The organism is Pseudomonas hunanensis, from assembly GCF_013393325.1.
In the GTDB taxonomy this organism is placed as follows: Bacteria; Pseudomonadota; Gammaproteobacteria; order Pseudomonadales; family Pseudomonadaceae; genus Aquipseudomonas; species Aquipseudomonas putida_P.
The window spans coordinates 44,143-66,198 of sequence record NZ_QJRC01000076.1 but is presented as its reverse complement, the minus strand read 5'-3'; the positions used below and the strand labels follow the sequence as shown (position 1 = coordinate 66,198).

The 22,056-nt window shown below is 63.0% G+C and carries 18 protein-coding genes; 9 read left to right on the top strand and 9 right to left on the bottom strand.

What is annotated here, in order from left to right:
* Positions 1-10: 10 nt before the first annotated feature.
* Positions 11-3,091 (bottom strand): MexW/MexI family multidrug efflux RND transporter permease subunit, encoded by a 3,081-nt coding sequence (locus tag DM807_RS08065; RefSeq protein WP_179027245.1) that lies wholly within the window; start codon positions 3,089-3,091, stop codon positions 11-13.
* On the bottom strand, positions 3,088-4,185 hold the full coding sequence (locus DM807_RS08060) for an efflux RND transporter periplasmic adaptor subunit (protein ID WP_179027244.1): 1,098 nt from the start codon (positions 4,183-4,185) through the stop codon (positions 3,088-3,090). Before DM807_RS08060 ends, DM807_RS08065 begins: the two co-directional genes overlap by 4 nt.
* A gap of 84 nt (positions 4,186-4,269) precedes the next feature.
* Here DM807_RS08060 and soxR point away from each other — a divergent pair, with 84 nt between their 5' ends.
* Positions 4,270-4,725, top strand: a complete 456-nt coding sequence (gene soxR, locus DM807_RS08055; protein WP_012271250.1) for a redox-sensitive transcriptional activator SoxR — start codon at positions 4,270-4,272, stop codon at positions 4,723-4,725.
* 259 nt (positions 4,726-4,984) lie between these two features.
* Complete coding sequence (locus tag DM807_RS08050) at positions 4,985-5,233, top strand: CsbD family protein (protein ID WP_012271249.1); 249 nt, start codon at positions 4,985-4,987, stop codon at positions 5,231-5,233.
* Between the two features lie 52 nt (positions 5,234-5,285).
* Here DM807_RS08050 and DM807_RS08045 read toward each other — a convergent pair whose 3' ends face one another.
* The 4 genes from DM807_RS08045 to DM807_RS08030 all read right to left on the bottom strand — a co-directional run bounded on the left by DM807_RS08045 (position 5,286) and on the right by DM807_RS08030 (position 10,504).
* Positions 5,286-6,539 (bottom strand): OprD family porin, encoded by a 1,254-nt coding sequence (locus DM807_RS08045; protein ID WP_179027243.1) that lies wholly within the window; start codon positions 6,537-6,539, stop codon positions 5,286-5,288.
* 67 nt (positions 6,540-6,606) lie between these two features.
* Positions 6,607-7,911 (bottom strand): CitMHS family transporter, encoded by a 1,305-nt coding sequence (locus DM807_RS08040; RefSeq protein WP_179027242.1) that lies wholly within the window; start codon positions 7,909-7,911, stop codon positions 6,607-6,609.
* Between the two features lie 123 nt (positions 7,912-8,034).
* Positions 8,035-9,351 carry a dicarboxylate/amino acid:cation symporter gene (locus tag DM807_RS08035; protein WP_012271246.1) on the bottom strand — a complete coding sequence of 439 codons (1,317 nt, stop codon included), beginning with the start codon at positions 9,349-9,351 and terminating at the stop codon, positions 8,035-8,037.
* A 73-nt stretch (positions 9,352-9,424) separates the two neighbouring features.
* Positions 9,425-10,504, bottom strand: coding sequence for a 4-oxalomesaconate tautomerase (locus DM807_RS08030; protein WP_012271245.1), 1,080 nt, complete (start codon positions 10,502-10,504; stop codon positions 9,425-9,427).
* Between the two features lie 147 nt (positions 10,505-10,651).
* On the opposite strand from DM807_RS08030, the gene DM807_RS08025 reads away from it, so the two are divergent.
* Positions 10,652-11,545: a LysR family transcriptional regulator gene (locus tag DM807_RS08025; RefSeq protein ID WP_012271244.1), complete on the top strand. Its 894-nt coding sequence runs from the start codon at positions 10,652-10,654 to the stop codon at positions 11,543-11,545.
* A 103-nt stretch (positions 11,546-11,648) separates the two neighbouring features.
* Here DM807_RS08025 and DM807_RS08020 read toward each other — a convergent pair whose 3' ends face one another.
* On the bottom strand, positions 11,649-11,945 hold the full coding sequence (locus DM807_RS08020; RefSeq protein WP_012271243.1) for a DUF3144 domain-containing protein: 297 nt from the start codon (positions 11,943-11,945) through the stop codon (positions 11,649-11,651).
* A gap of 396 nt (positions 11,946-12,341) precedes the next feature.
* Between DM807_RS08020 and mtlD the strand changes: the two genes are divergently transcribed.
* A complete protein-coding gene (gene mtlD / locus DM807_RS08015; protein WP_012271242.1) occupies positions 12,342-14,486 on the top strand; it encodes a bifunctional mannitol-1-phosphate dehydrogenase/phosphatase in 2,145 nt (714 codons plus the stop codon).
* Positions 14,487-14,588: 102 nt separating this feature from the next.
* On the opposite strand, the gene DM807_RS08010 is transcribed toward mtlD, so the two are convergent.
* Positions 14,589-15,062 carry a GNAT family N-acetyltransferase gene (locus DM807_RS08010; RefSeq protein ID WP_012271241.1) on the bottom strand — a complete coding sequence of 158 codons (474 nt, stop codon included), beginning with the start codon at positions 15,060-15,062 and terminating at the stop codon, positions 14,589-14,591.
* 183 nt (positions 15,063-15,245) lie between these two features.
* Between DM807_RS08010 and DM807_RS08005 the strand changes: the two genes are divergently transcribed.
* From DM807_RS08005 to DM807_RS07990, 4 genes are all read left to right on the top strand, one after another.
* The gene (locus DM807_RS08005; RefSeq protein ID WP_012271240.1) at positions 15,246-16,028 is read left to right on the top strand and encodes an aldolase; all 783 of its coding nucleotides are present in this window, start codon (positions 15,246-15,248) and stop codon (positions 16,026-16,028) included.
* A gap of 44 nt (positions 16,029-16,072) precedes the next feature.
* A complete protein-coding gene (locus tag DM807_RS08000) occupies positions 16,073-16,960 on the top strand; it encodes a dihydrodipicolinate synthase family protein (protein WP_012271239.1) in 888 nt (295 codons plus the stop codon).
* A 76-nt stretch (positions 16,961-17,036) separates the two neighbouring features.
* The gene (locus tag DM807_RS07995; protein ID WP_069943364.1) at positions 17,037-18,251 is read left to right on the top strand and encodes a benzoate/H(+) symporter BenE family transporter; all 1,215 of its coding nucleotides are present in this window, start codon (positions 17,037-17,039) and stop codon (positions 18,249-18,251) included.
* A 58-nt stretch (positions 18,252-18,309) separates the two neighbouring features.
* Positions 18,310-19,527: an MFS transporter gene (locus DM807_RS07990; protein ID WP_012271237.1), complete on the top strand. Its 1,218-nt coding sequence runs from the start codon at positions 18,310-18,312 to the stop codon at positions 19,525-19,527.
* Between the two features lie 29 nt (positions 19,528-19,556).
* On the opposite strand, the gene DM807_RS07985 is transcribed toward DM807_RS07990, so the two are convergent.
* The gene (locus tag DM807_RS07985) at positions 19,557-20,867 is read right to left on the bottom strand and encodes a phospholipase effector Tle1 domain-containing protein (RefSeq protein ID WP_179027241.1); all 1,311 of its coding nucleotides are present in this window, start codon (positions 20,865-20,867) and stop codon (positions 19,557-19,559) included.
* A 227-nt stretch (positions 20,868-21,094) separates the two neighbouring features.
* Between DM807_RS07985 and DM807_RS07980 the strand changes: the two genes are divergently transcribed.
* Positions 21,095-22,054 carry an AAA family ATPase gene (locus DM807_RS07980; protein ID WP_012271235.1) on the top strand — a complete coding sequence of 320 codons (960 nt, stop codon included), beginning with the start codon at positions 21,095-21,097 and terminating at the stop codon, positions 22,052-22,054.
* Positions 22,055-22,056 lie beyond the last annotated feature (2 nt).

Here is a 22,056-nt window from a genome sequence, read left to right as displayed (position 1 = left end):
CTGCTGCGCTTCACATACCCAGAACGCGTTCAGCCTCCAGCAACTGCTGCGCCCGCCCCGTGGTCACCCGATGATCTCGCGCCAACCACCCATAGATCGTCGGCAACACGAACAAGGTAAACAACGTCCCCACCAGCATCCCGCACACAATCACCACCCCCAGCCCGAAGCGGCTATTGGCCCCGGCACCACTGGCGAACAGCAGTGGCAGCACGCCAAAGGTCATCGCCGCCGTGGTCATCAACACCGGCCGCAAGCGTATCTGCGCAGCTCGGACAATGGCGGCAGCACGATCAAGGTTGTCGCGCACCTGGATCTCGTTGGCGAACTCCACCATCAGGATGCCGTGCTTGCTGATCAGGCCGATCAGCGTCACCAGGCCAATCTGCGTGTAGATGTTCAACGTGGCCCAGCCCAGCGCCAGCGGCAGCAGTGCGCCGCAGATCGACAGCGGCACGGTCACCAGAATGATCAACGGGTCGACCAGGCTTTCGTACTGCGCTGCCAGCACCAGGTAGATCACCACCAAGGCAGCGAGAAACGCCCACATCAAGGCAAAACCCTCCTGCACATACTGGCGCGACTCCGATTGCCAATCGTGGCTGAAGCCCGGCGGCAGTTCGGTGGTGAGCTGTTCGAGAAATGCCACGGCGTTGCCCATCGACACTCCTGGCGCCGGGATCGCCTGCAGGGTACTGGCGTTCTGCTGATCGAACTGCAATAGGCGGTTGGGCGCCACCTCGATATCCAGGTGCACCACCGTAGCCAACGGCACCAGGCTGCCGTTTTCGGCGCGCACGTATTGACGGTTGAGCGCCGCAGGCGTCAGGCGCTGGTCCTGAATACTCTGCGGGATCACGTCATAGGACCGCCCGAACAGGGCGAAACGGTTGAGGTACTGCTCGCCCACCAGCACCCCCAGCGACTCGCCAATGGCCTGCATGCTGATGCCCAGGCTAGCCGCCTTGGCGCGGTCGACGCGCACCTTGACCACTGGGTTGTTGTAGTCGAGGTCGCTGTCCACCACGGCAAACAGCCCGCTGTCGCGGGCGCGCTGCTTGAGCACCTCCATGGTCTGGTACAGCTCGGGGTAATCCTGGGCACTGCGCAGCACCATCTGCACCGGCAGGCCGCCACTGGAACCCGGCAGCGAAGCGACCTGGAAGGCGAAGATGCTGCTGCCTTCGATATCCGCCACTGCCTGCTGCAACTGTGCCTGCACCTGCGCGGCAGAACGCTCGCGCACCTGCCAGGCGCTGAGGTTGATGCCACCAAAACTGGCGGCCGGGCCGTCGGTGCCGTTGATGATCCAGGTGTCGGTGGTTTCGCCGATGGACTTCATCACCTCGTCCAGTTTCAGCGCAAAGTGCTCCACATATTCCAAGCTGGCATGCTGCGGCGACTTGATGGCGGTCAGCACCGCCGCCTGGTCCTCGGCCGGGGCCAGCTCACGCTCGGGCAGCAGGTACAGCCAGGGCAGGCTCAGGCACACCAGCAGCGCCACGCCGCCACTGATCCAGCGATGTGTCAGGGTGTAGGCCAGCACCCGTCCATAGGCGCCAGTCAACCCAGCGAACAACCGATCGGCCATGTTGGCCATCGCGCCATGCTGCTGTCCGGGTTGCAATAGCAACGAGCTCATTACCGGCGACAACGTCAGCGCCACGATGCCCGAAACGATCACCGCTCCCGCCAAGGTCAGGGCAAATTCGCGGAACAGCGTGCCGGTCAGCCCGCCCATCAGCCCGATCGGCGCATACACCGCCGCCAGGGTCAGGGTCATGGCGATCACCGGCCCGGCGATTTCCCGTGCCCCGATCAATGCCGCAGCGACCGGTGACCTGCCCTCTTCGATATGCCGGTGCACGTTCTCCACCACCACGATGGCATCGTCCACCACCAAGCCGATGGCCAACACCATCGCCAGCAACGTCAGCAGGTTTAGGCTGAAGCCGAACAGCAACATCAGGCCCGCGGCACCGAGCATCGACAGCGGGATGGCAACCACCGCAATCAGCACGCTGCGCAGCGAACCCAGGCACAGCCAGATCACCAGCACGACGATCAGCATCGCCTCCACCAAGGTGCGCAGCACTTCATGGATCGAAGCGTCGATGAAACGTGCGGTCTCGTAGGCCAGCGCCACATGCACACCGGGTGGCAGGGTCTGCTGAATCTGCGGCAACAGTTGGCGAATACCCTCGACGATCACCAGTGGGTTGCCGGTCGGCGTGGGGAACAGCCCCAGGTGCACGGCAGGCCTGCCATCCATGGTGGCGCTGGTCTGGGTGGCCGCCGCATTCAGCTCGACGGTGCCGACATCGCGCAGGCGTACCAAATCGGTGCCATCGTTGCGAATGATCAGCTCACGGAAGTCCTCGACCCGGGTCAGGTCGGTGTCCACCTGGATGTCGGCCAGCACGTATTGTCCGCGCACCTGGCCCGGCGTCGCCTGGTAGTTGTTGGCCCGCACCGCCTGCGCCACGTCCGCTGCTGTCACCCCGCGCCCAGCCATCTGTTCACTGTCCAGCCACAGGCGCATGGCCAGGCGCTGCCCGCCAAACGACTGCACCTTGGCCACGCCGTCGATGCCAGAAAACTGCGGTTCCACCACCCGCGACAGGTAATCGCTCAGCTCCGGTATCGACAGGCTGTCGCTGGCAAAGCCCACGTAGGCTACCGCCGTGGAGTCGCCAGCCGAAAGCTCTACCACCGGGTCGTAGGCCTTTTCCGGCAGGCGATAGCGCACCTGGTTGACCTTGGCCATGGTCTCGGCCAGCGCCTGGGTCGAGTCGCGGTTGAGCACCATGCGCAACGTGATCAGGCTGCGCCCCTGCTGCGAGGACGACGACAGGTAGTCGATGCCCTCGACCGACGACACCGCCTGGGTAATCGGCTGGGTCACAAAACCCTGCATCAGCTCGGCGGAGGCGCCGGGGTACTCGGTACTGATGGTAATGGTCGAGCTTTCCAGCAAGGGGTACTGGCGGATCGGCAATTTGCCCATGGCAAACAGCCCCATCAGGATGATCAGGCTGCTGACCACCAGCGCCAGCACCGGCCGGCGCACGAAGACATCGGTAAACTTCACGACTGCCGCCCTCCCTGGCTGGCCTGCAGGCTGTCCTGCGCCACGGGCTCGACCGGCATGCCGTCACTGAGCTTCAACTGGCCGGAAACCACCACCCGGTCACCGGGCGCCAGGCCGGACGTGACCTCCACCCGCCCTTGCCAGCGCTCACCGGTGGTTACCCGCACCCGGCTGACCCGAGTGCCATGCGCCGGGTCCTGGGTCGCAACGAATACCGTCTGGCCATAAGCGGTGTAGGTGATCGCGGTTTCCGGCACGGCCAGCACGGTCGACGGCTGCGCGGCATCCAGGCGCACGCCAGCGTACATGCCCGGCTGCAACTGCCCGTCCGGGTTCGGCAAGGCTGCCTGCACCTGCACCAGGCGCGCCTTGCTGACCACCGGATCGACCGCCACCACCCGGGCCTGGAAGCCTTGCCCGCGCACTGCGTCCACCGTCAGTGCCAGCACTTGCCCGACGTGCACTTCGGGGGCAGCCTGCTCGCCCAAGGCAAAATTCACATGCAACTGGTTGATGTCAGCCAGGCTGACAATCGCCTCGCCGGCGCCCAGGTATTGGCCCTGATGTACCCGGCGAATGCCCAGCTTGCCGGCAAACGGTGCGCGAATGGCCTTCTGCGCGATCAACGCCTCGACATGCTGCAGCTCACCACTGGCCACGTCCACGGCAGTGGCGGCGTTGTCCAGCAGCTCTTGCGACACGGCATTCATCGCCCGCAGCTTGCGGCTGCGCTGCAGCACCACTTCAGCGTTACGCAATTTTGCCCGCAACTGCACCCGCTGGGCCTGCTCCGGCGCGTCGTTGAGCTGCACCAGCAACTGCCCGGCCGTTACCGTCTGCCCCGACTCGAAGGCGATGCGGGTAATACGCCCCGCCGTCTCAGCCGCCACCTGCACCTGGTTGACCGCCTCCAGCTCCCCCGAAGCAAAGTTCTGCCGCGCCAACTGCACCTGCTCGGCCGTGGCCAAGGCCACCTTGGTCGCCGGCCACGCCGCCGCAGCGGGTGGCGCCGAGCCGCTACCCACCAACGCATAGGCAGCGGCCAGCACGCCGGCTACAGCGCCGGCCCAGGCCAATAACGTCCGTTTGTTCATGCAGAGCTCCGATCATGAGGAAAGCGGTTGCGGGGAAGATCGGGCAGGACTATAAGAGCTCAACTTAACTTGAGGTCAACACGCATGGCGGTGGACAACACGCGAATGCTCACAGTGGGTGAAGTGGCCAAACGCAGTGGCGTGGCGGTGTCTGCGCTGCATTTCTACGAAACCAAGGGGCTGATCGCCAGCGTCCGTACGGCGGGCAACCAGCGCCGCTACCCCTCACTGGTGCTGCGTACACTGGCGATTATCAAAGTGGCACAGCGCACCGGTATTCCGCTGGAGGACATCAAGCAGGCATTCAGCCGTTATGCGCCCAACAGCAAGCTTACGGCGGCGCAGTGGGGCGAGATGTCCACGGCCTGGCGCGAAGACCTCAATGCCCGCATCCGCACGCTGGAGGCGTTGCGCGACAGCCTGGACAACTGCATTGGTTGCGGTTGCCTGTCACTGGAGGACTGCCCGCTGCGTAACCCCGAGGATGTGCTGGCCAAGGAAGGTAGCGGGGCGCGAATTCTTGAGAAGAAGGCCCGCTAGCCTCGCCCTCTCAAGCCAGGTGCGATCCCTTGTAGGAGCGGCCTTGTGTCGCGATCGGGCTGCAGGGCAGCCCCGGCAATGTGTGCGTCGTTGCTGAGATCCTGGGGCCGCTTTGCGGCCCGATCGCGACACAAGGCCGCTCCTACAGGGACCGCGTGGCCTGACGGTAATAAGCAATCGCTTGGAACCATTGCGGCCTGCCAACGCCCTAAGCCTGTGCTGTTAACCCTAGCCGCTCACAGGAAGGAACTAAGCCATCATGAAACGCGAACAGATCGAAGGTGTTGCAGAGAACCTTGCAGGCAAGGCGCAGAGCGCTGTCGGCCGGCTGGTCGAAGACCCCTCGCTGGAAGCCGAAGGCGATGCGCGTCAGGCTGCAGGCCAGGTGACCAAGACCTATGGGGATGCCCTGGACACGGTGTCTTCGTTCGTCAAGGAAAAACCTATCGCCGCGCTGGCAATCACCGCCGCTGTCACACTGGTGATTTCTCGCCTACTGCGCCGTTGACCCAGGGCGCAGCAGCCGGTTCAGGGCCGGACATGTGGTCCGGCCTGCACCCTCACCAGATGGCGATATCGTAGGTAAGGTACAAGCGATTGCTGTCGCGCCCGCGGGCAAAATCCGAACGATAGATATAGTTGCGCAGCTTCACACCCAAACCTTTCAGCGGCCCGCCCTGCACCACGTAGGCAAGCTCGGCGTCACGTTCCCACTCCTTGATGCCCTCGGCACCCGAGCAGCCATTATCGCCACTCAGGTATCGCGCCATGAAGGTCAGGCCCGGCACGCCTGCTGCCGCAAAGTTGTAGGCGTAGCTTGCCATCCAGGTCTTTTCTTCTTCCTCGATGAACTTGCCGATGCCGACGTTGCTGAACGAATACACCGTCGCACCGCTGATGTAAGGCAACCCTGCCTCACCGCCGAGCACCTGGTAGCCGGCACCGAGGGTATGGCCCGAATGGGCATAGGCCATCTGCCCGCTGAACATGTCGTTGTCGATTGCGCCGCCCTGGGCGGCACCGCTGTCGCGGCTCTTGAAATAGCGCAGGTCAGTGCTCAACACACCACCCGCCAGCGGCAGTTCGTGTACCAGGCCGGCGAAGTCCTGCCGGTAGAAGTGCTCGAGCTGGCCATGGAAGTAGCTCAGGCGCAGTTGTTTGCTGACGGCATAATCGGCGCCGGCGAAGTTGAAGTCACCGGACCTGCCGCCCGCGTACCCATCCAGGTACAGGCCGGTGCTGTCCGATGAATCACGCTGTTTGAAGCGGTCCAGGTGGCCCGCTGTCAGTGTCAGCCCGTCGATATCCGTACTGGTCAGCTGGGTACCCTCGTACGTCTGCGGCAACAGCCGCGCGTCGTTGTAGACCAGCACCGGCGTTTTCGGCAGCAAGGTACCGTGCTTGACCACAGTCTGCCCGACGCGGGCCTTGGCCGTTACCCCGGCGCTGGCAAATTCGTCCGCCGCACGGCCGTCGTCATGAACCGGCAGCAGCCCGGTGCCGCTGCGCCCACGACCAGAGTCCAGCCTGACACCCACCAGCCCGAGGGCGTCCAGCCCCACGCCCAATGCGCCGGGCGTGAATCCGGATTGGTAGTCCAGCAGAAAACCCTGTGCCCACTCCACCCGTTCGCTTTTGGCGCTAGCGGCAGCACGTGCACTCATGCCGTGTTCGTCGCGGAAATTCTCGTTGAAGTAGACGTTGCGTAGTTGAAGCTTGAGCTTGCTGTCATCGACGAAACCGGCAGCGCCGGCAACAGGCAGCCAGCCGCAGAGCAGGCCACACGTGGCCCCACGGAACACAGCACGGGACATGATCGGTACTCTTGTTGTTGTTTTCAGGATGCACAAGGTGCCGGGCGCCGGGCAGCGCCCGTAACGCTCAGACGAAGAAGGACAAGGCCCCTGTGAGCAAAGCCAGTGCAGTGATCACCAGCGAGGTGAGCACGGCCCACTTGAAGGTCGCCTTCTGGAAGTCACCGATGTCGCGGTCGACCATGCCGACCAGCAGCAACGTCGACGCCACCAGCGGGCTCATCAGGTGCACCGGCTGGCCGAGCACCGAGGCGCGGGCAATTTCCAGCGGGTCGATGCCGTAAGCCGCTGCGGCGTTGGCCAGGATCGGCACCACGCCAAAGTAATAGGCGTCGTTGGACAGCACGAAGGTCAGTGGCATGCTGGTCAGCGCCACCACCAACGGGAACCAGTGGCTCCATTCTTCGGGAATCCAGTCCACCAGGGTTTGCGCCAGGGCGTCGACCATCTTGGTACCCGAGAAGATCCCGGCAAAGATACCCGCGGCGAACACCAGCAGCACCACCGTCATGGCGTTACCCGAGTGCGCCAGAATGCGCGCCTTCTGCAGTTCCAGCTGTGGGTAGTTGATCATCAACGCGGCGACGAAGCCGATCATGAACAGGATGGCGGCATGCATCAGCCCCATTACCAGCGCAGTCATGACGGCGATGACCAGCAACAGGTTCACATAGGCCAGGCGCGGGCGCTTGTACGGGTTGTCGCCGAGGATTTCCTTGATGTAGCAGTTGCCGCCACCGGACTCCAGGGCGATGTTGCCGATGCGGCGGCGTTCGGTGCGCCCCAGCAGGAAGGCCGTGAACACCACCCAGGCCGCACCGCCAATCATGGTCGGCAGCATCGGGATGAAGTACTCGCTGGCGTCCAGCCCAAGCGCGGCAATGGCCCGCGTGGCCGGCCCGCCCCACGGGCTCAGGCCGCTCATGATGCTTAGCGACAGCATCGACACCGTGGCCAGAATCATCGGGTTCATGCCGATACGCTTGTAGAGCGGCAGCATGGCGGCACAGGTGATCATGTAGGTGGTCGTGCCATCGCCGTCCAGTGCCACCAGAAGTGACAGCAGTGCAGTGCCGATGGCGATCTTGACCGGGTCGCCATTTACCCGCTTGAGGATCTTGCGGATCAGCGGGTCGAACAGGCCGGCATCGATCATCAGGCCAAAGAACAGGATGGCAAACAGCAGCAGCGCTGCCGATGGCGCAACCATTTTCAGGCCTTCGAGCATCATCTTGCCCAGTTCGGGGGCAAAGCCGCCGATGACGGCGAACACGATCGGGACAACGGTCAGCGCAACGATAGGCGACAGGCGCTTGCTCATGATCAGGTAGGTGAAGGTCACCACCATGATCAGGCCCAGGAGTGCGAGCATGGTCTTTCTCTCTTGTTTTTATTGTGCGTGGCCGCCCGCCGGGCAGGCAGCCTCCAACCCCACTCGGCATCGCTGCGACGCTGAGTGGAATTTTAAGTCAATGTTCAGTAGTACGAAGGGCGTTCAGCCCTGGCGGTGCGGCTCGGCGGGCCAAGTGGCCTGGCCAGGTGTAGCGCAATCCGGCTGTACCGGTTGTTCACCGTTGAGTGTGCGCAGCAGCGTATCCCGCTCACAGGCATTCTCGGACAGCGAGATCACCACGGTGGCAACTGCATTGCTGGCAAGGCTGGTCAGGGCGCGGGCTTCAGACATGAAGCGGTCGACGCCGATCAGCAGCGCCAGGCCGGCCAGAGGGATGTCGTGAATCACAGTCAGGGTCGAGGCCAGGGCGACGAAACCACTGCCTGTCACCCCGGCGGCGCCTTTGGACGACAGCAACATGATCGCCAGCATGGTCAGCGTCTGTCCCAGGGTGATGTCGATGTTGCAGGCCTGGGCGATGAAGATGGCCGCCAGCGACAGGTAGATGGCTGTGCCGTCGAGGTTGAACGAGTAACCGGTTGGCAACACCAGGCCTACCACACCTTTCTTGCAGCCCAGCTTTTCGAGCTTTTCCAGCATGCGCGGCAGCACCGGCTCGGTGGACGAAGTACCCAGCACCACCAGGAACTCCTCGCGAAAATAGCGCAGCAGTTTCCACAGGCTGAAACCATGGGCACGGCAGATGCCACCCAGTACGACCAGTACGAAGAACGCACAGGCGATGTACAGCGTACCCACCAGCTTGGCCAGGGCACCGAGCGAGGTGATGCCGTACTGCCCGACGGTAAAAGCCAGCGCACCAAAGGCACCCACCGGCGCAAAGCGCATCAGGTAGCCAAAAATGCGGAACACCATGGTCGAGGCAGACTCCAGCACATCCAGCACTGGCTTGCCCTTGTCCCCCATCGACGACAGGGCGAAGCCGCTGAGCACGGCAATGAACAGCACCGGCAACACTTCACCCTTGTTGAAGGCGCCAATGAAGGTATCGGGAATGATGTGCATGAAGAAGTCGACCACGCCCAGCTTGGCTGCCGACGCGGTGTACTGGCTGAGGCCTTCGGTGCTGAGGGTGGCGGGGTCGATGTTCATGCCCACACCCGGCTTGAACAGGTAAACCGCCGCCAGGCCAATCACCAGGCTCACCACCGTCAGGCCCAGGAACAACAGCAACGTCTTGCTCATCAGGCGCCCCAGCGAGCGCTTGTCGGTCATCCCGGCGATGCCGGTGACAATGGTGCAGAACACCACCGGGGCGATCATCATCTTGATCAGCTTGATGAAGGCGTCGCCCAAGGGCTTGAGCGCAACGGCCTGTTGCGCCCAGAAGTGGCCGACCAATACGCCCAGCAGGACGGCGCAAAGGATCTGGAAATACAGCGATTTGGCGAGTTTCATGGGGCATCACCATTGTTGAAATTGTGCGGATGCGCTTGGTGCATGTATGAAGCAGGCGGCATGCCGCCTTTGACTACCCTGCCAGCCTGCGCAAGGTAGGGGCGTAGACAAAGCCTGAGAAGAGCCGCCGAGCGGTTCGTACCACCGAAACCTGGGTTGTCTTGCCGTCGGCAGCACTGCGCGACAGCGCCACATCGATACCGCCGCTCGGGTGCTCCAGGCGCACGTCGGTCAACTGCCGGGCGCCCTCGCCAAGCAGGTCGCCAATTACCGTACCGAGGCTGACGCAGGCAGTCGCCAGCCCTACCGCCCCGGTGATGGCCAACGCACGGTGACAGTTGTGCGGCATGAAGTAACGCACCTGCAATGTGCCGTCGTAGCGTGGCGCAGACACCAGCACCGGCTTGGGGATTACCATGCCACTGACGTCGCCAAGGCCCATGGCCCTGCCAGCTTTCAGGCGCAGTGCTTCAAGGCGCTTGAGCAGTTTTTCATTGGCGTCGAGTTCTGCAGGGGTTTCCGATCCGGTCACCCCCAGTTGACTGGCCTGCACGACCATCATGGGCATGGCCATGTCGATGCAGGTTACCGGTACGCCATCGATCACATCCGTGGCCTTGCCGGTGGGGAACAGCTTGCCGGTCTTGCTGCCCACGGCATCGAGAAAGGTCAGGTGCACCGGGGCGGCAGTGCCCGGTACGCCATCGATTGCCGTGCGGCCTTCGTAGCGCACGATACCGCCGGGGGTTTCCACCAGCGAATTGACCAAGGTACCGGTGTTCAGGTTACGGATGCGGACCAAGGTCTTGCCATCCTGCCCTTTGACCAGGCCTTGCTCGATGGCGAACGGGCCCACGGCGCACAGCATGTTGCCGCAATTGGGCGCGGTGTCGACACGGCGCTGGGCAACCATCACCTGAACGAACAGGTAATCGACATCAGCCTCGGGGTGCAACGAAGGGCTGACGATCGCCACCTTGCTGGTTTGCGGGCTGCCGCCACCGATGCCATCGATTTCCAGCTCATGGCCAGAGCCCATCAGGTTGATCAGCAACTCGTCACGTTCGACCACATTGGCAGGCAGGTCCCAGGCGTGGAAGAACGGCCCTTTCGAGGTACCACCGCGCATGAGTACGCAAGGAATACGTTGCATGATTTTGCACTCTTGTTGATCAATGGACATCATTGATGCTGTGAGCAAAAGAGTGACAGGCCTGGATAAATCAATCCAATGCAAATATCGTAGCCATTATTGCGATTCAAACATCAATCAAACACGGCGACAGTAGCGGGTTTTCTTATGGAATATGAGCTGCAAGACATCAGATCTTTCGTGAAAATCGCCGAACTCGGCAGTTTCCACGAAGCCGCCGAAGCACTTCACCTTTCCCAGCCGGCCTTGAGCCGGCGGATCAAGAAGCTGGAGGAAGGCCTGGGCACCTCGCTACTGGAGCGCACCACCCGCCGGGTCAGCCTGACCAGCGTGGGCCGCGACTTCCTGCCCAAGGCCAGGCGCCTGCTGGATGATTTTGAAGACTCGATCCTCAGCATTCGCGAGCTGGCCGAGCGCCAGACCGGCCAGGTTACCCTTGCTTGCATCCCCACCGCAGCGTTCTACTTCCTGCCGTCGGTGATCCGCGATTACAACGAGCAATACCCGAAAATCCGCATTCGCCTGCTGGACCTTAGCGCCAACGACGGGCTCGAAGCCGTGCTGCGCGGCGAGGCCGATTTCGGCATCAACATGATGAGCGGCCAGCACCCGGACATCGAGTTTGTCACACTGGTGCAAGAGCACTTTGTGCTGGCCTGCAGGCGCGACCACCCACTGGCGAACCGGGCCTCCGTTACCTGGACGGAACTGGCTGACTACCGCCTGATCGGCGTCGGCCGCCTGAGCGGCAACCGCATGCTACTGGACCACGCGTTGTCCGGGCTCAACCTGCGACCCAAATGGTTCTACGAAGTGCAACACCTGTCCACGTCGCTGGGCATGGTCGAGGCCGGGCTGGGTGTGTCCGCCATGCCCAGCCTGGCCATGCCCGACGCCGACCACCCGACGCTGGTCAGCGTGCCGCTGATCGAGCCGCAGGTTAGCCGCACGCTGGGGTTGGTATACCGGCGCGGCGCATCGTTGTCGCCTGCGGCGGAGAAGTTCGTTTCGATCTTGCTGGAGAAATGGACCAATCGCTGAGGCTTGGCCCACCCTGCCGCTGCCTCATCTGTGACCACCCACAGGTTCCGCGTTGAGTGCAGGGATACGCTATCCCTGTGGGAGCAGGCATGCCCACGCAGCCTCAGTCGTTCTTGCCCAGCATGTACTGGTCAAAATGCTCGATATGCTCGTCAAGGTTGTCCTCGAGCATCATCCGGTACTGCTCACAGAAGTACTTCAGAATCTCTTCCCGCGCGGCGCCAAGCTCGGCGCCGCTCTTGAAGCTGCGGGCGCTCATCCAGGCGCTGAAGCGGGCGGCACCGAAGGTCAGCGAGGCGCTTACCTTGCCCAGGTCTTCGAACTTTTCGATCTGCTGGTTCGCCAGTTCGATGTGCGCATCGGCACGGTCATAAAAAGCCTGGTCGGTAGCTTGGGTCATTGCGGTTCACCTTGTTGCGGGATTGGAGCGGGAGGCCAAGCCTTGCATGTCGCGGCGCATACGTGCAAGGCTGAAAAAGGATCACCCATGACGAAAAAGGACGCAAACCACCTTATGCTTGGAATCACACGTATCCATCGCTATTTGCGCCCACTGCCTGCAAAACCGACTGCAGCCAGTGGGCGTGACCTCAAGGCCAAACGCGCCGCCCGCCTCGCTTCAAAGGTTGCAAACCTCCTCTGCACTCCCCGCTCTGCCCCGCCTTATCTCTGTGTCACGCCTGAGCGTGCACCTGACAAACGCGTGCCCCCGACCTGACTGCCGACGCTGCAGTTCACACGCCGTACTCGCTTGCTACAGGCGAGATGTCCGACGCACCCACGGGGGCAACACTCGATGCTTTTCTTCCAAGGTAAACAGCTTCTCAGCGCCATCTTCGATATGGATGGCACCCTCTTCGACACCGAACGCTTGCGCTTCAAGACACTCAAGCAAGCCTCTCTTGAAATCTTCGGCAAAGCGCTGAGCGAGGACACTTTGATCGGCTCGCTGGGTTTGAGCGCGAAAAAAGCCGAGGCCCTGGCCAAGGCGCATAACGGTGAAGACTTCCCATACACCGAGATCCGCAAACGCGCGGATGAACTTGAGCTGGCGTACGTGCGCAATCACGGCGTACCGATCAAGGCCGGCCTGCTGGAGGTACTGGAACGCCTGCGCAAATCGGGCTTGACCATGGCGGTGGCCACGTCCAGTCGCCGTGCCATTGCCGAGGAATACCTGATCAACGCCAACGTGCTGAAGTACTTCGACATCACCGTCTGTGGCGATGAAGTCAGCCAGGGCAAACCCCACCCCGAGATTTTCCTGAAAGCTGCCCGCGCGCTCAATTGCGAGCCTGGCCAATGCTTCATGGTCGAAGATTCGGAGAACGGCATGCTGTCGGCCATCCGTGCTGAAGGCCAGGCGATACTGATCGAGGACATCAAACCGCCTGCCCCAGAAATCAAGGCGGCCGCGCTCAAGGCCTACCGCAGCATGACCGAGTTCCTGGCCGACTTGAGCGAGTGCGTTCCCGACCTGGGCATGCCCGAACTGAACGAAAGCTTCCCGGCCTCCATGAACCAGTTCCGCGTGGGCATTCATGGTTTCGGCGCCATCGGGGGTGGCTACCTGACGCAGGTCTTTTCCCATTGGGATGGCTACACCCGGCCTTGTGAAATCATCGCCGCGACGCGCTCGCGCATGCTGCGCGAAAGCGTCAATGCCTTCGGCCGCTACAGCGTGCGCTATGGGGCTACATCGTTCGACCAGACCATCGACAACGTGCGCATGATCGACCTGGACGATGACGACGCGGTAATCGGCATGTACACCACGGCCGAAATCATCGGCCTGAGCCTGCCCGAGCAGGCCATCCGCAACCAGGCGAAGGTGATTGCCAAAGGGCTGCTGCAACGTTTCGAACGACGTGGCCGTGAGCTTACGTTGCTGATCGTGCTTAACAAGGTGGGCGGCGCCGCGTTCGTGCGCCGCCATGTGCAAGCGGAGTTGGCCTTGCTGTGCCCGCCAGCCATCGGCAAGCAAGTGCTGGAAAAGACCCATTTCGCCGAAACGGTGGTCAGCCGCATCGTCTCCAAGCTCAGCAACGACGCACTGGTGCGGCAACTGCGCATCAAGTCGCAGATGTTCCAGAACAGCCTGGAAGACGAGCCGGCAGTTGCCACAAAGGCATCGACGCCAGTGCCTGAATACGAACGCCTGATCGGGCGCTTCAGGCCCTTTGCCCAGCCCAGCAGCGCAATGAGCCAGCTGCACCTGATCCTGTTCAACAGCGAGCCCGACATGCCGCTGTATGTAGAGCACGGCAGCGACCTGCTCGAACGCCTGCGCCAGGTGAAGACGGTGCCTGACATTGCCCAGATCCAGGTCATCAAGAACCGCCTGTGGAACGGCCCGCACGCCATCGTTGCCTGGTACGCCAGCCTGCTGGGCCATGACTCGGTAGGCCAAGGCATGGGCGACGCGCGCGTATGCGAGCTGGCCGAGCGCCTGATTCGCCAGGAAGTCGGCCCCGCACTGGTGGCGGAGTACCCGCAAATGGCAGAGGTGGTCAGCCGTTTTGCCGATACCTTCCTGGAGCGCTGTAAAACCTCGTTCAAAGACCCTTGCGCCCGGGTGGGACGCGACCCGTTGCGCAAGCTACAACGCAACGAACGCATCCTCAGCAGCATCGACCTTGCCCGCAAGCAGGGTATTGAAACCCCGGCGCTGGCCTTTGGCGCCGCCCTGGCCATTCACCATGCCCTGCGCTGCAAGGACGACAAAGCGCTGGAGGCCCAGGCCATCAGGCAGGTTTACAGGGACAACGGCGCCAGTGTCGAGGCTGTGCTTACCCATGACGTTGACTGTAATGGCAAGCGTTTTCCTGGGCTGGACCCGATCACGGACGCGCAGCTGATCAGCGCCATTTCAGACGCTTTCCGGCAGTACCCGCAAAGGGATGTAGCAAACCGCCTGGACGACCTTTGCATAGGCGCTTGAACCATTGACGCCGCAGCAACGGGCTATGCCCTGTAGGTGCGGGTTCACCTGCGAAGTATCCAACGTGGCAGATGACACCGGCTTTGCCGGTGTTTTCGCGCATCAGGGCCTTATCTTTACAAAAACAAGCTCTGGGTCACCTTCGTCCAAGTTTTCAACCTGACCACTGCCGATAAAACCGCACTTTGCAAGCAGCGCCTGCATCGGCAGGTTCGACGCGTTGGTCGAGGTGAACAACTTGGTACCAAAGGACCGGGATTCCAGCCCACGCAGAATGGCTGCGCCTACGCCACGGCGACGCGCCGAATCCCCTACCACCACCAGCGCAATGAAGTCCTGCCCGAAAAACGACTTGTCCAGTACGCCATAACCCAAGAGCACCGCAGTGTTGGCAGCGTCCGTTGCCGCCCAGCAATGGCCGCAGGCTACCGAGTGGGCAATGAATGCCCGCCGGCTTTCTTCGCGCTGCGCAATAACATCCAGCGCAAAGAGTGCATCGAGGTCGGCTTCGCAAGCGAGCCGCACGTGTAAATCCAGAAACATGCTTAGACCGTATCGAGGGTTGGATCTGCTCATGGTACTCGCCTGCCACGACCGGTTCATGGTTATGAGGGCAGCAAGCTTGCGAGCATGAGGTTGCAAAGCTGTCACGCGGAGGTGTCACGCAAAGCTTGAAAATGACACAAGGTGTCATTAAGATCGCCAAGTGTCCTGGAAACACCCCTGGTCACTCAGCCTTTCATCAAGCAGGTACCGCCCATGACGACCACCATGCACACCCCCAAGGACCAGTTGGTCAAACTCGCCCAGCAGCAGATGCTGACGGCGCTGGCCGACAATACCTACACCGCCCGGCAAAAACTTGCCCTCACCTGCCGCATCCTCTTCGACGGCGGCCACGACTCTGGCCTGGCCGGACAGATCACCGCGCGCGCCCAGGAACCTGGCACTTATTACACCCAACAACTGGGCCTGGGCTTCGACGAAATTGCCGCCTCCAACCTGCTGGTGGTGGACGAAGACCTCACCGTGCTGCAAGGCCGTGGCATGGCCAACCCGGCCAACCGCTTCCACAGTTGGCTGTACCGCGCCCGCCCCGACGTCAACTGCATCATCCACACCCACCCGCTGCACAGCGCGGCCCTGTCGATGCTGGAAGTGCCGCTGGCCATCTCGCACATGGACCTGTGCCCGTTGTTCGACGACTGCGCATTCCTCAAGGAGTGGCCCGGCGTGCCGGTGGGCAACGAAGAAGGCGAAATCATCGCGAAGGCGATTGGCGATAAGCGCGCGATCCTGCTTTCTCACCACGGTTTGCTGATTGCCGGTGGTTCGATCGAAGAAGCCTGCGTGCTCGCCCTGCTGTTCGAGCGCGCGGCAAAGATGCAACTGCTGGCCATGGGCGCCGGTGACATCCGCCCCATCCCCGAAGCACTGGGCAAAGAAGCCCACGACTGGATCTCCACCCCCAAACGTCATGGTGCCGCGTTCAGCTACTACGCGCGCCGTGCCTTGCGTGCCCATGGCGACTGCCTGGGCTGATCGAAGCTGTACTCTTTCCTCAACAACGGCAAAGGTGCCTGGTCATGTCTACTTCTGTAATTCGCGGCGTCATCGGCTACACCATCACTCCCTTCACCGCAGACGGCACACTCGACCTGGATGCCCTGGGCATGTCCATCGATAGCCTGATCGCAGGCGGTGTGCATGCCATCGCACCGCTGGGCAGCACCGGCGAAGGGGCCTACTTGTCCGACAGCGAATGGGAAACCGTGGTGCGCTTCAGCCAGGCACGCATTGCCGGGCGCGTGCCAAGCGTGGTCAGCGTGTCCGACCTGACCACCGCGCGCACCGTGCAGCGCGCCCGCCTGGCACAGGCCTGCGGCGCTACCGCTGTGATGGTGCTGCCCATCTCGTACTGGAAACTCACCGAAGCGGAAGTGATTGCCCACTACAAAGCAGTCGGCGCGGCCATCGACATCCCGATCATGCTCTACAACAACCCGGGCACCAGCGGCACCGACCTGTCGGTGGAACTGATCCTGCGCATCCTTGGCGAAGTACCCAATGTGACCATGGTCAAGGAAAGCACCGGCGACATTCAGCGCATGCACCGCCTGTTCAAAGCCACCGATGGGCAGGTGGCGTTCTACAACGGTTGCAACCCGCTCACCCTGGAAGCCCTGGTGGCCGGCGCAACGGGTTGGTGTACCGCCGCGCCCAACCTGATCCCGGCACTGAACCTGGCGCTGTGGGACGCCGTACAGCACGGTGAGCTGGCCGAAGCCCGCACGCTGTTCTACCGCCAGTACGAGCTGCTGGAGTACATCACCCGCCGTGGCCTGCCCACCACCATCAAGGCCGGCCTGAAAATGCTCGGCCAGGATGTCGGCGCGCCGCGCCTGCCCCTGCAACCGCTGGATGGACAGGGCAGCACTTACCTGAAAAGCCTGCTGGTAGCGCTGGCCAACTGACCCTCAAACCTGCCCGGCAGCCAGTCGCTGACGGGCAGCGTACTTCTGCAGCACCTGACCATTACCAGAGGCCATCATGGACGCGCCTGCACAAAGCTCTGCAACCCCGTTAAAGCTGACAGACATCCTTCACCCGGTGATAGCCGGGTTCGTTTCGGTCATCGTCAACTACGGCGGTACATTCATCCTGGTGTTCCAGGCGGCCAAAGTGGCCGGGCTGAGCCCGGAACTGACGTCATCGTGGGTCTGGGCAGTGTCGATCGGCGTCGGCCTCAGCGGCCTGGCGCTATCCTGGTACAGCCGCGAACCGATCATCACGGCCTGGTCCACGCCAGCCGCCGCGTTCCTGGTCACCGCCCTGGCCAATGTGCCTTATAGCGAGGCCGTAGGTGCGTACCTGCTGTCAGCCGCAGGCTTCGTGGTGCTGGGGCTGAGCGGGTGGTTCGAGCGCCTGGTCCGGCTCGTTCCGGGCGGCATTGCCGCCGGCCTGCTGGCGGGCATCCTGTTGCAGTTCGGCATTGGCGCCTTCGCCAGCCTGTCGGTCGACCCCGCCCTGGCCGGGCTGCTGATTGCAGCCTATGTGGCATTCAAGCGCTTCACCGCCCGTTACGCCGTGGTCGCCATTCTGTTACTGGGCCTGGGCTACCTGTTGCTACAGGGGCACGTGGGCCTGACAACCTTACGGCTGGAGTTCGCCTCACCGGTGTTCACCGCACCCACGTTCTCCGTCAATGCCGCCCTCAGCGTGGCCCTGCCACTGTTCCTGATCACCCTCACGGGGCAGTACATGCCTGGCATGCTGGTGCTGCGCAATGACGGCTTCAAGACCAGCGCCAGCCCGATCGTCGCGGTCACTGGCCTGGGTTCGTTGCTGATGGCCCCTTTCGGCTCACACGCCTTCAACATCGCCGCTATCACGGCGGCCATCTGCACCGGCAAGGAAGCCCATGAAGACCCGAGCAAGCGCTGGGTGGCGGGGATCGCTGCCGGTGTCTGCTACATCCTCGTGGGGGTGTTCGGCGTCACCCTGGCGAGTGTGTTCATGGCCCTGCCCGCCACCTTCATCACCACCCTGGCAGGCCTTGCACTACTGGGCACCATCGGCGCCAGCCTGGCCAGCGCAATGGCCGATGCCCGCTCACGCGAGGCCGCACTGATCACCTTCCTGGCAGCGGCTGCGAATATCAGCCTGCTCGGCATTGGCGGGGCCTTTTGGGGCTTGGTGATTGGCCTGCTGGCCCATGCTGCGCTGAACGGTCGCCTGCCCGGCTTCGGCGGCGCCTCCCGCTAACCGGGCTTCCACCTCCTTGCTGTGCGCCAAAGGCGCACGCCGTTCGACAGGTATCGACATGCCCCAAGCTGGCCCCAAGCTACTCACTCAAATTGCTGCCGTGCACTTCGTCAGCCATGTACACATCATGCTGATCCCGGCGCTACTGCCCGTGCTGCCTGGCCTGCTGGGGGTGGGCTTCGTCGAGCTCGGCGTAGCCCTGGCGGTGTTCAACATCGTTTCGGCCCTGGTACAGGCCCCGCTGGGTTATGCCGTCGACCACTATGGAGCGCGTAAAGTGCTCAAGGCCGGGCTGTTGCTGGGCAGCCTCAGCTTCCTGCTGCTGGCGGCCAGCCCCAGTCACGCGGTATTGCTGGTGGCAATGGCCATGGCCGGCCTGGCCAATGGCGTGTATCACCCGGCAGACTATGCACTGCTGGCCAATGGCATCGAGCCGGCACGCCTGGGGCGGTCGTTCTCTGTTCATACCTTCGCCGGCTTCCTCGGCTCGGCGGTTACGCCGGCACTTTTCCTCGGCATCGCCACCGTGTTCGGCACACCGGCAGCCCTGGCGGTGGGCGCGGTGTTCGGGGTAGCTGCGCTGCTGCTGATATCGATACCGGGCAGTGGCGTGTACCAGGCCGCCAGGCCTTGCAACAAAGAAGGCGCAGGCCTGGCGCCAACAACAGGCCGCCTGCGCGTGTTCACACCGATGATCGGCGTGCTGACGGTGTTGTTCATCCTGCTCAACCTGAGCACCAGTGCCATCGAGAAGTTTTCCGTAGCCGCCCTGATTCAGGGCCAAGGCCTGACACTGGCCTGGGCCAACACCGCACTCACCGCTTTCCTGCTGTGCAGCGCTGCCGGTGTACTGTGCGGTGGCGCCTTGGCCGACCGTACCCGGCGCCACGGTCTGGTGGCGGCGCTGGCCTTCGCACTGGCAGCGGCACTGACCGCGCTGGTGGCCCTGGGGCTGCTGCAGGGCTGGGCACTGGTGGTTGTATTGGGCGCCATTGGCCTGCTGACCGGGGTCATCGCCCCATCGCGGGACATGCTGGTCAAGGCGGCGGCGCCGCCAGGTGCCGAGGGCAAAACCTTCGGGCTGGTGTCGACCGGGTTCAACATCGGCGGCGCCCTCGGGCCGGTGGCGTTCGGCTGGATGCTCGACCAGCACCTGCCCAACGGGGTTTTCATCGCATCGGTCATGTTCATGCTGCTGACGGTGCTGCTGACGCTGGCGCAGGAGGCGTACCTGGCCAGGGCCCGCAACGCTGAACGACTGGCGCGCACCCTGTAGAAGCAGCCTTGCCCAGTCATTTCGATGGCTCAGTGTGCCGGGTTCGCATGCACCACTCGCCCGCCTGCCCCCGGCCGATTGACGAACAGCACATCCAGCACACTGTTGCGCAAGCCCTTCAGTGCATTCCAATTCGCCGACGCATGCACGTACTTCTCGCGCAACAGCTGCTGCTCTTGCTCACTCAACCCCAGCTGGGTAACTTCTCCAAGGGCAAACGCATGCAACTTGCGGCTAATCGCCAGCAATTCATCCGGCACCCCATGTTCAGCCTGCCCGCCCAACGGCGCAAACGGCACGCCAGCCCGTACCGCCAACGCCCGCATCACGCTCAAGTACACCCGGGACAACTGCCCCGCCACCTGCCGCTCGCGGTACACCGCTGCGTACACCTGCTTTTGCGCCTCATCCGGTCGGCCGCCGGCAATCGGCTCCTCCCAGGTCGTTACTTGCGGCCTGGGTTCGCCCATATTGGCAAACGCCGAAGCCAGCAAGGCACTTGCCGTGGCATGCACGCGGCTCTGCTCGGCACGCATACCCACCGGCACACGCTGTGACTGCGGCTTGCACAGCAGTACCTGTTCCAACGTGGTTTCCGGGTACCCACCCCCTATATTCGAGTGCACGCCCGGCAGCACGATGTCGTGACCACTGCACACCAGCGGGAAGTTGTGCCGCAGCTCGTCCCCCGCCACCAGTTGCACCACCTGTCGGGCTATACCCGCAGCCAGCCCCAGGCGCAGGTTGCCATGGCGGCCGTTGGCGGGATCGAAGTCACCCTGCAACGGCGCGATGATCGCCGCTACGGTGTCGAACAGGCCGATAAAGTTGATCGAGGCTTCACACACCACCGGCAACACCCCGCCCGCGCCATCGTTCAGCAGGTTGGCCAGGTGCCGCACCGCCGCCGCTCCGCGGCTGAACCCGAACAGATCGAACTCGACCCGCTCCAGCAGTGCCTGCGGATGCGCCCGCTGCCACACCTGCAGTTGCTCGGCCATGCCCTGCAAAGCCTCGGCAACCCGCGCCTCGGCCCCCGTACGCCCACGCCCGGTGGCAGAGGCGTAGACATGGTCGGCTTCACCGGCCAGGGTGCCCACGCCCTCCACATATTGTTTCAAAAACGCCTGCGGGCCATTGGCATTGGCTGCATCTGCCGGATACAACGCATGCAAAAGGGCCACATTGCTCAAGGCATTGCCATAACTGCAGCCCTTGCTGCCCTGCTCATCCATCGCCGTGGCATTGTGCTGGTTGTTACCAGTGCCATCGAAGAACACGCCAAAACGCAGGGTGACCGGCGTTGGGGTTGGCGTGCTGCCGCTGCTCATTTTCATCATCGTGCCTTCTGCTTGCCCAAAAAGCACAAGCAGGCGCCAGCACACCGGCGCGGAACATCAGGCAATGGCCAGCCATACGTAAGACATTTCTGTAGCAGCACACCCCAGCGCGAAGATAAATTTACCCGCCGCCATTAGTCGCCGCCCCCCGGATGGATTAAAGTATCAGCCCTTGCCAGGGCAGCTGCCTTCAGCCGCCTCAGGCCCCCTACCAGGAACCGTCGCCGATGGAACACCGTGAAGCGCTGATCGCGCTGCGCACCTTTCTTTCTTCCCAGATCCTAGGCCAGGAGAAACTGGTCGAGCGGCTGTTGATCGTGCTGCTGGCCGACGGCCACATGCTGGTCGAAGGTGCCCCGGGCCTGGCCAAGACCAAAGCCATCAAAGAACTCGCCGAAGGCATCGAGGCACAGTTCCATCGCATCCAGTTCACCCCCGACCTGCTTCCGGCCGACATCACCGGCACAGAAATCTACCGCCCGGAAACCGGCAGTTTCGTGTTCCAGCAAGGGCCGATCTTCCATAACCTGGTGCTGGCCGACGAAATCAACCGTGCCCCGGCCAAGGTGCAGTCCGCGCTGCTCGAAGCCATGGCCGAGCGCCAGGTCAGCGTGGGCCGCAGCACTTACGACCTGTCGCCACTGTTCCTGGTCATGGCCACGCAGAACCCGATCGAGCAGGAAGGCACCTACCCGCTGCCCGAAGCCCAGCTCGACCGCTTCCTGATGCACGTAAAAATCGGCTTCCCCGACGCAGCGGTAGAACGGCGCATCCTGGCGCAGGCCCGTGGCGAAGCCCTGGGCGGCGAGACCAAGCCCGAGCGCCGGGTCAGCCAACAGGCCATCTTTGCCGCGCGCAAGGAAATCCTTGGCCTGTACATGGCCGATGCGGTGGAGGAATACCTGGTGCAGTTGGTCATGGCCACCCGCACCCCGGCCAAGTTCGACACGGAACTTGCCGACTGGATCGCCTACGGCGCCAGCCCGCGCGGTTCCATTTCGCTGGACCGTTGCGCGCGTGCCCACGCCTGGCTGGCCGGGCGCGACTTCGTCAGCCCCGAGGACATCCAGGCCGTGCTGTTCGACGTGCTGCGCCACCGCATCATCCTCTCGTTCGAGGCCGAGGCGGCAGGGATCGACCAGGACCGCGTGGTCCAGCGCATCCTCGACGTCGTCGCCGTTGCCTGAGC

Excerpts from the sequence above, each read along its gene's own strand:
- DM807_RS08060 (WP_179027244.1), bottom strand. The coding sequence starts at position 4,185 with ATGAACAAACGGACGTTATTGGCCTGGGCCGGCGCTGTAGCCGGCGTG.
- soxR (WP_012271250.1), top strand. The coding sequence starts at position 4,270 with ATGGCGGTGGACAACACGCGAATGCTCACAGTGGGTGAAGTGGCCAAA.
- DM807_RS08050 (WP_012271249.1), top strand. The coding sequence starts at position 4,985 with ATGAAACGCGAACAGATCGAAGGTGTTGCAGAGAACCTTGCAGGCAAG.
- DM807_RS08045 (WP_179027243.1), bottom strand. The coding sequence starts at position 6,539 with ATGTCCCGTGCTGTGTTCCGTGGGGCCACGTGTGGCCTGCTCTGCGGC.
- DM807_RS08040 (WP_179027242.1), bottom strand. The coding sequence starts at position 7,911 with ATGCTCGCACTCCTGGGCCTGATCATGGTGGTGACCTTCACCTACCTG.
- DM807_RS08035 (WP_012271246.1), bottom strand. The coding sequence starts at position 9,351 with ATGAAACTCGCCAAATCGCTGTATTTCCAGATCCTTTGCGCCGTCCTG.
- DM807_RS08030 (WP_012271245.1), bottom strand. The coding sequence starts at position 10,504 with ATGCAACGTATTCCTTGCGTACTCATGCGCGGTGGTACCTCGAAAGGG.
- DM807_RS08025 (WP_012271244.1), top strand. The coding sequence starts at position 10,652 with ATGGAATATGAGCTGCAAGACATCAGATCTTTCGTGAAAATCGCCGAA.
- DM807_RS08020 (WP_012271243.1), bottom strand. The coding sequence starts at position 11,945 with ATGACCCAAGCTACCGACCAGGCTTTTTATGACCGTGCCGATGCGCAC.
- mtlD (WP_012271242.1), top strand. The coding sequence starts at position 12,342 with ATGCTTTTCTTCCAAGGTAAACAGCTTCTCAGCGCCATCTTCGATATG.
- DM807_RS08010 (WP_012271241.1), bottom strand. The coding sequence starts at position 15,062 with ATGAGCAGATCCAACCCTCGATACGGTCTAAGCATGTTTCTGGATTTA.
- DM807_RS08005 (WP_012271240.1), top strand. The coding sequence starts at position 15,246 with ATGACGACCACCATGCACACCCCCAAGGACCAGTTGGTCAAACTCGCC.
- DM807_RS08000 (WP_012271239.1), top strand. The coding sequence starts at position 16,073 with ATGTCTACTTCTGTAATTCGCGGCGTCATCGGCTACACCATCACTCCC.
- DM807_RS07995 (WP_069943364.1), top strand. The coding sequence starts at position 17,037 with ATGGACGCGCCTGCACAAAGCTCTGCAACCCCGTTAAAGCTGACAGAC.
- DM807_RS07990 (WP_012271237.1), top strand. The coding sequence starts at position 18,310 with ATGCCCCAAGCTGGCCCCAAGCTACTCACTCAAATTGCTGCCGTGCAC.
- DM807_RS07985 (WP_179027241.1), bottom strand. The coding sequence starts at position 20,867 with ATGATGAAAATGAGCAGCGGCAGCACGCCAACCCCAACGCCGGTCACC.
- DM807_RS07980 (WP_012271235.1), top strand. The coding sequence starts at position 21,095 with ATGGAACACCGTGAAGCGCTGATCGCGCTGCGCACCTTTCTTTCTTCC.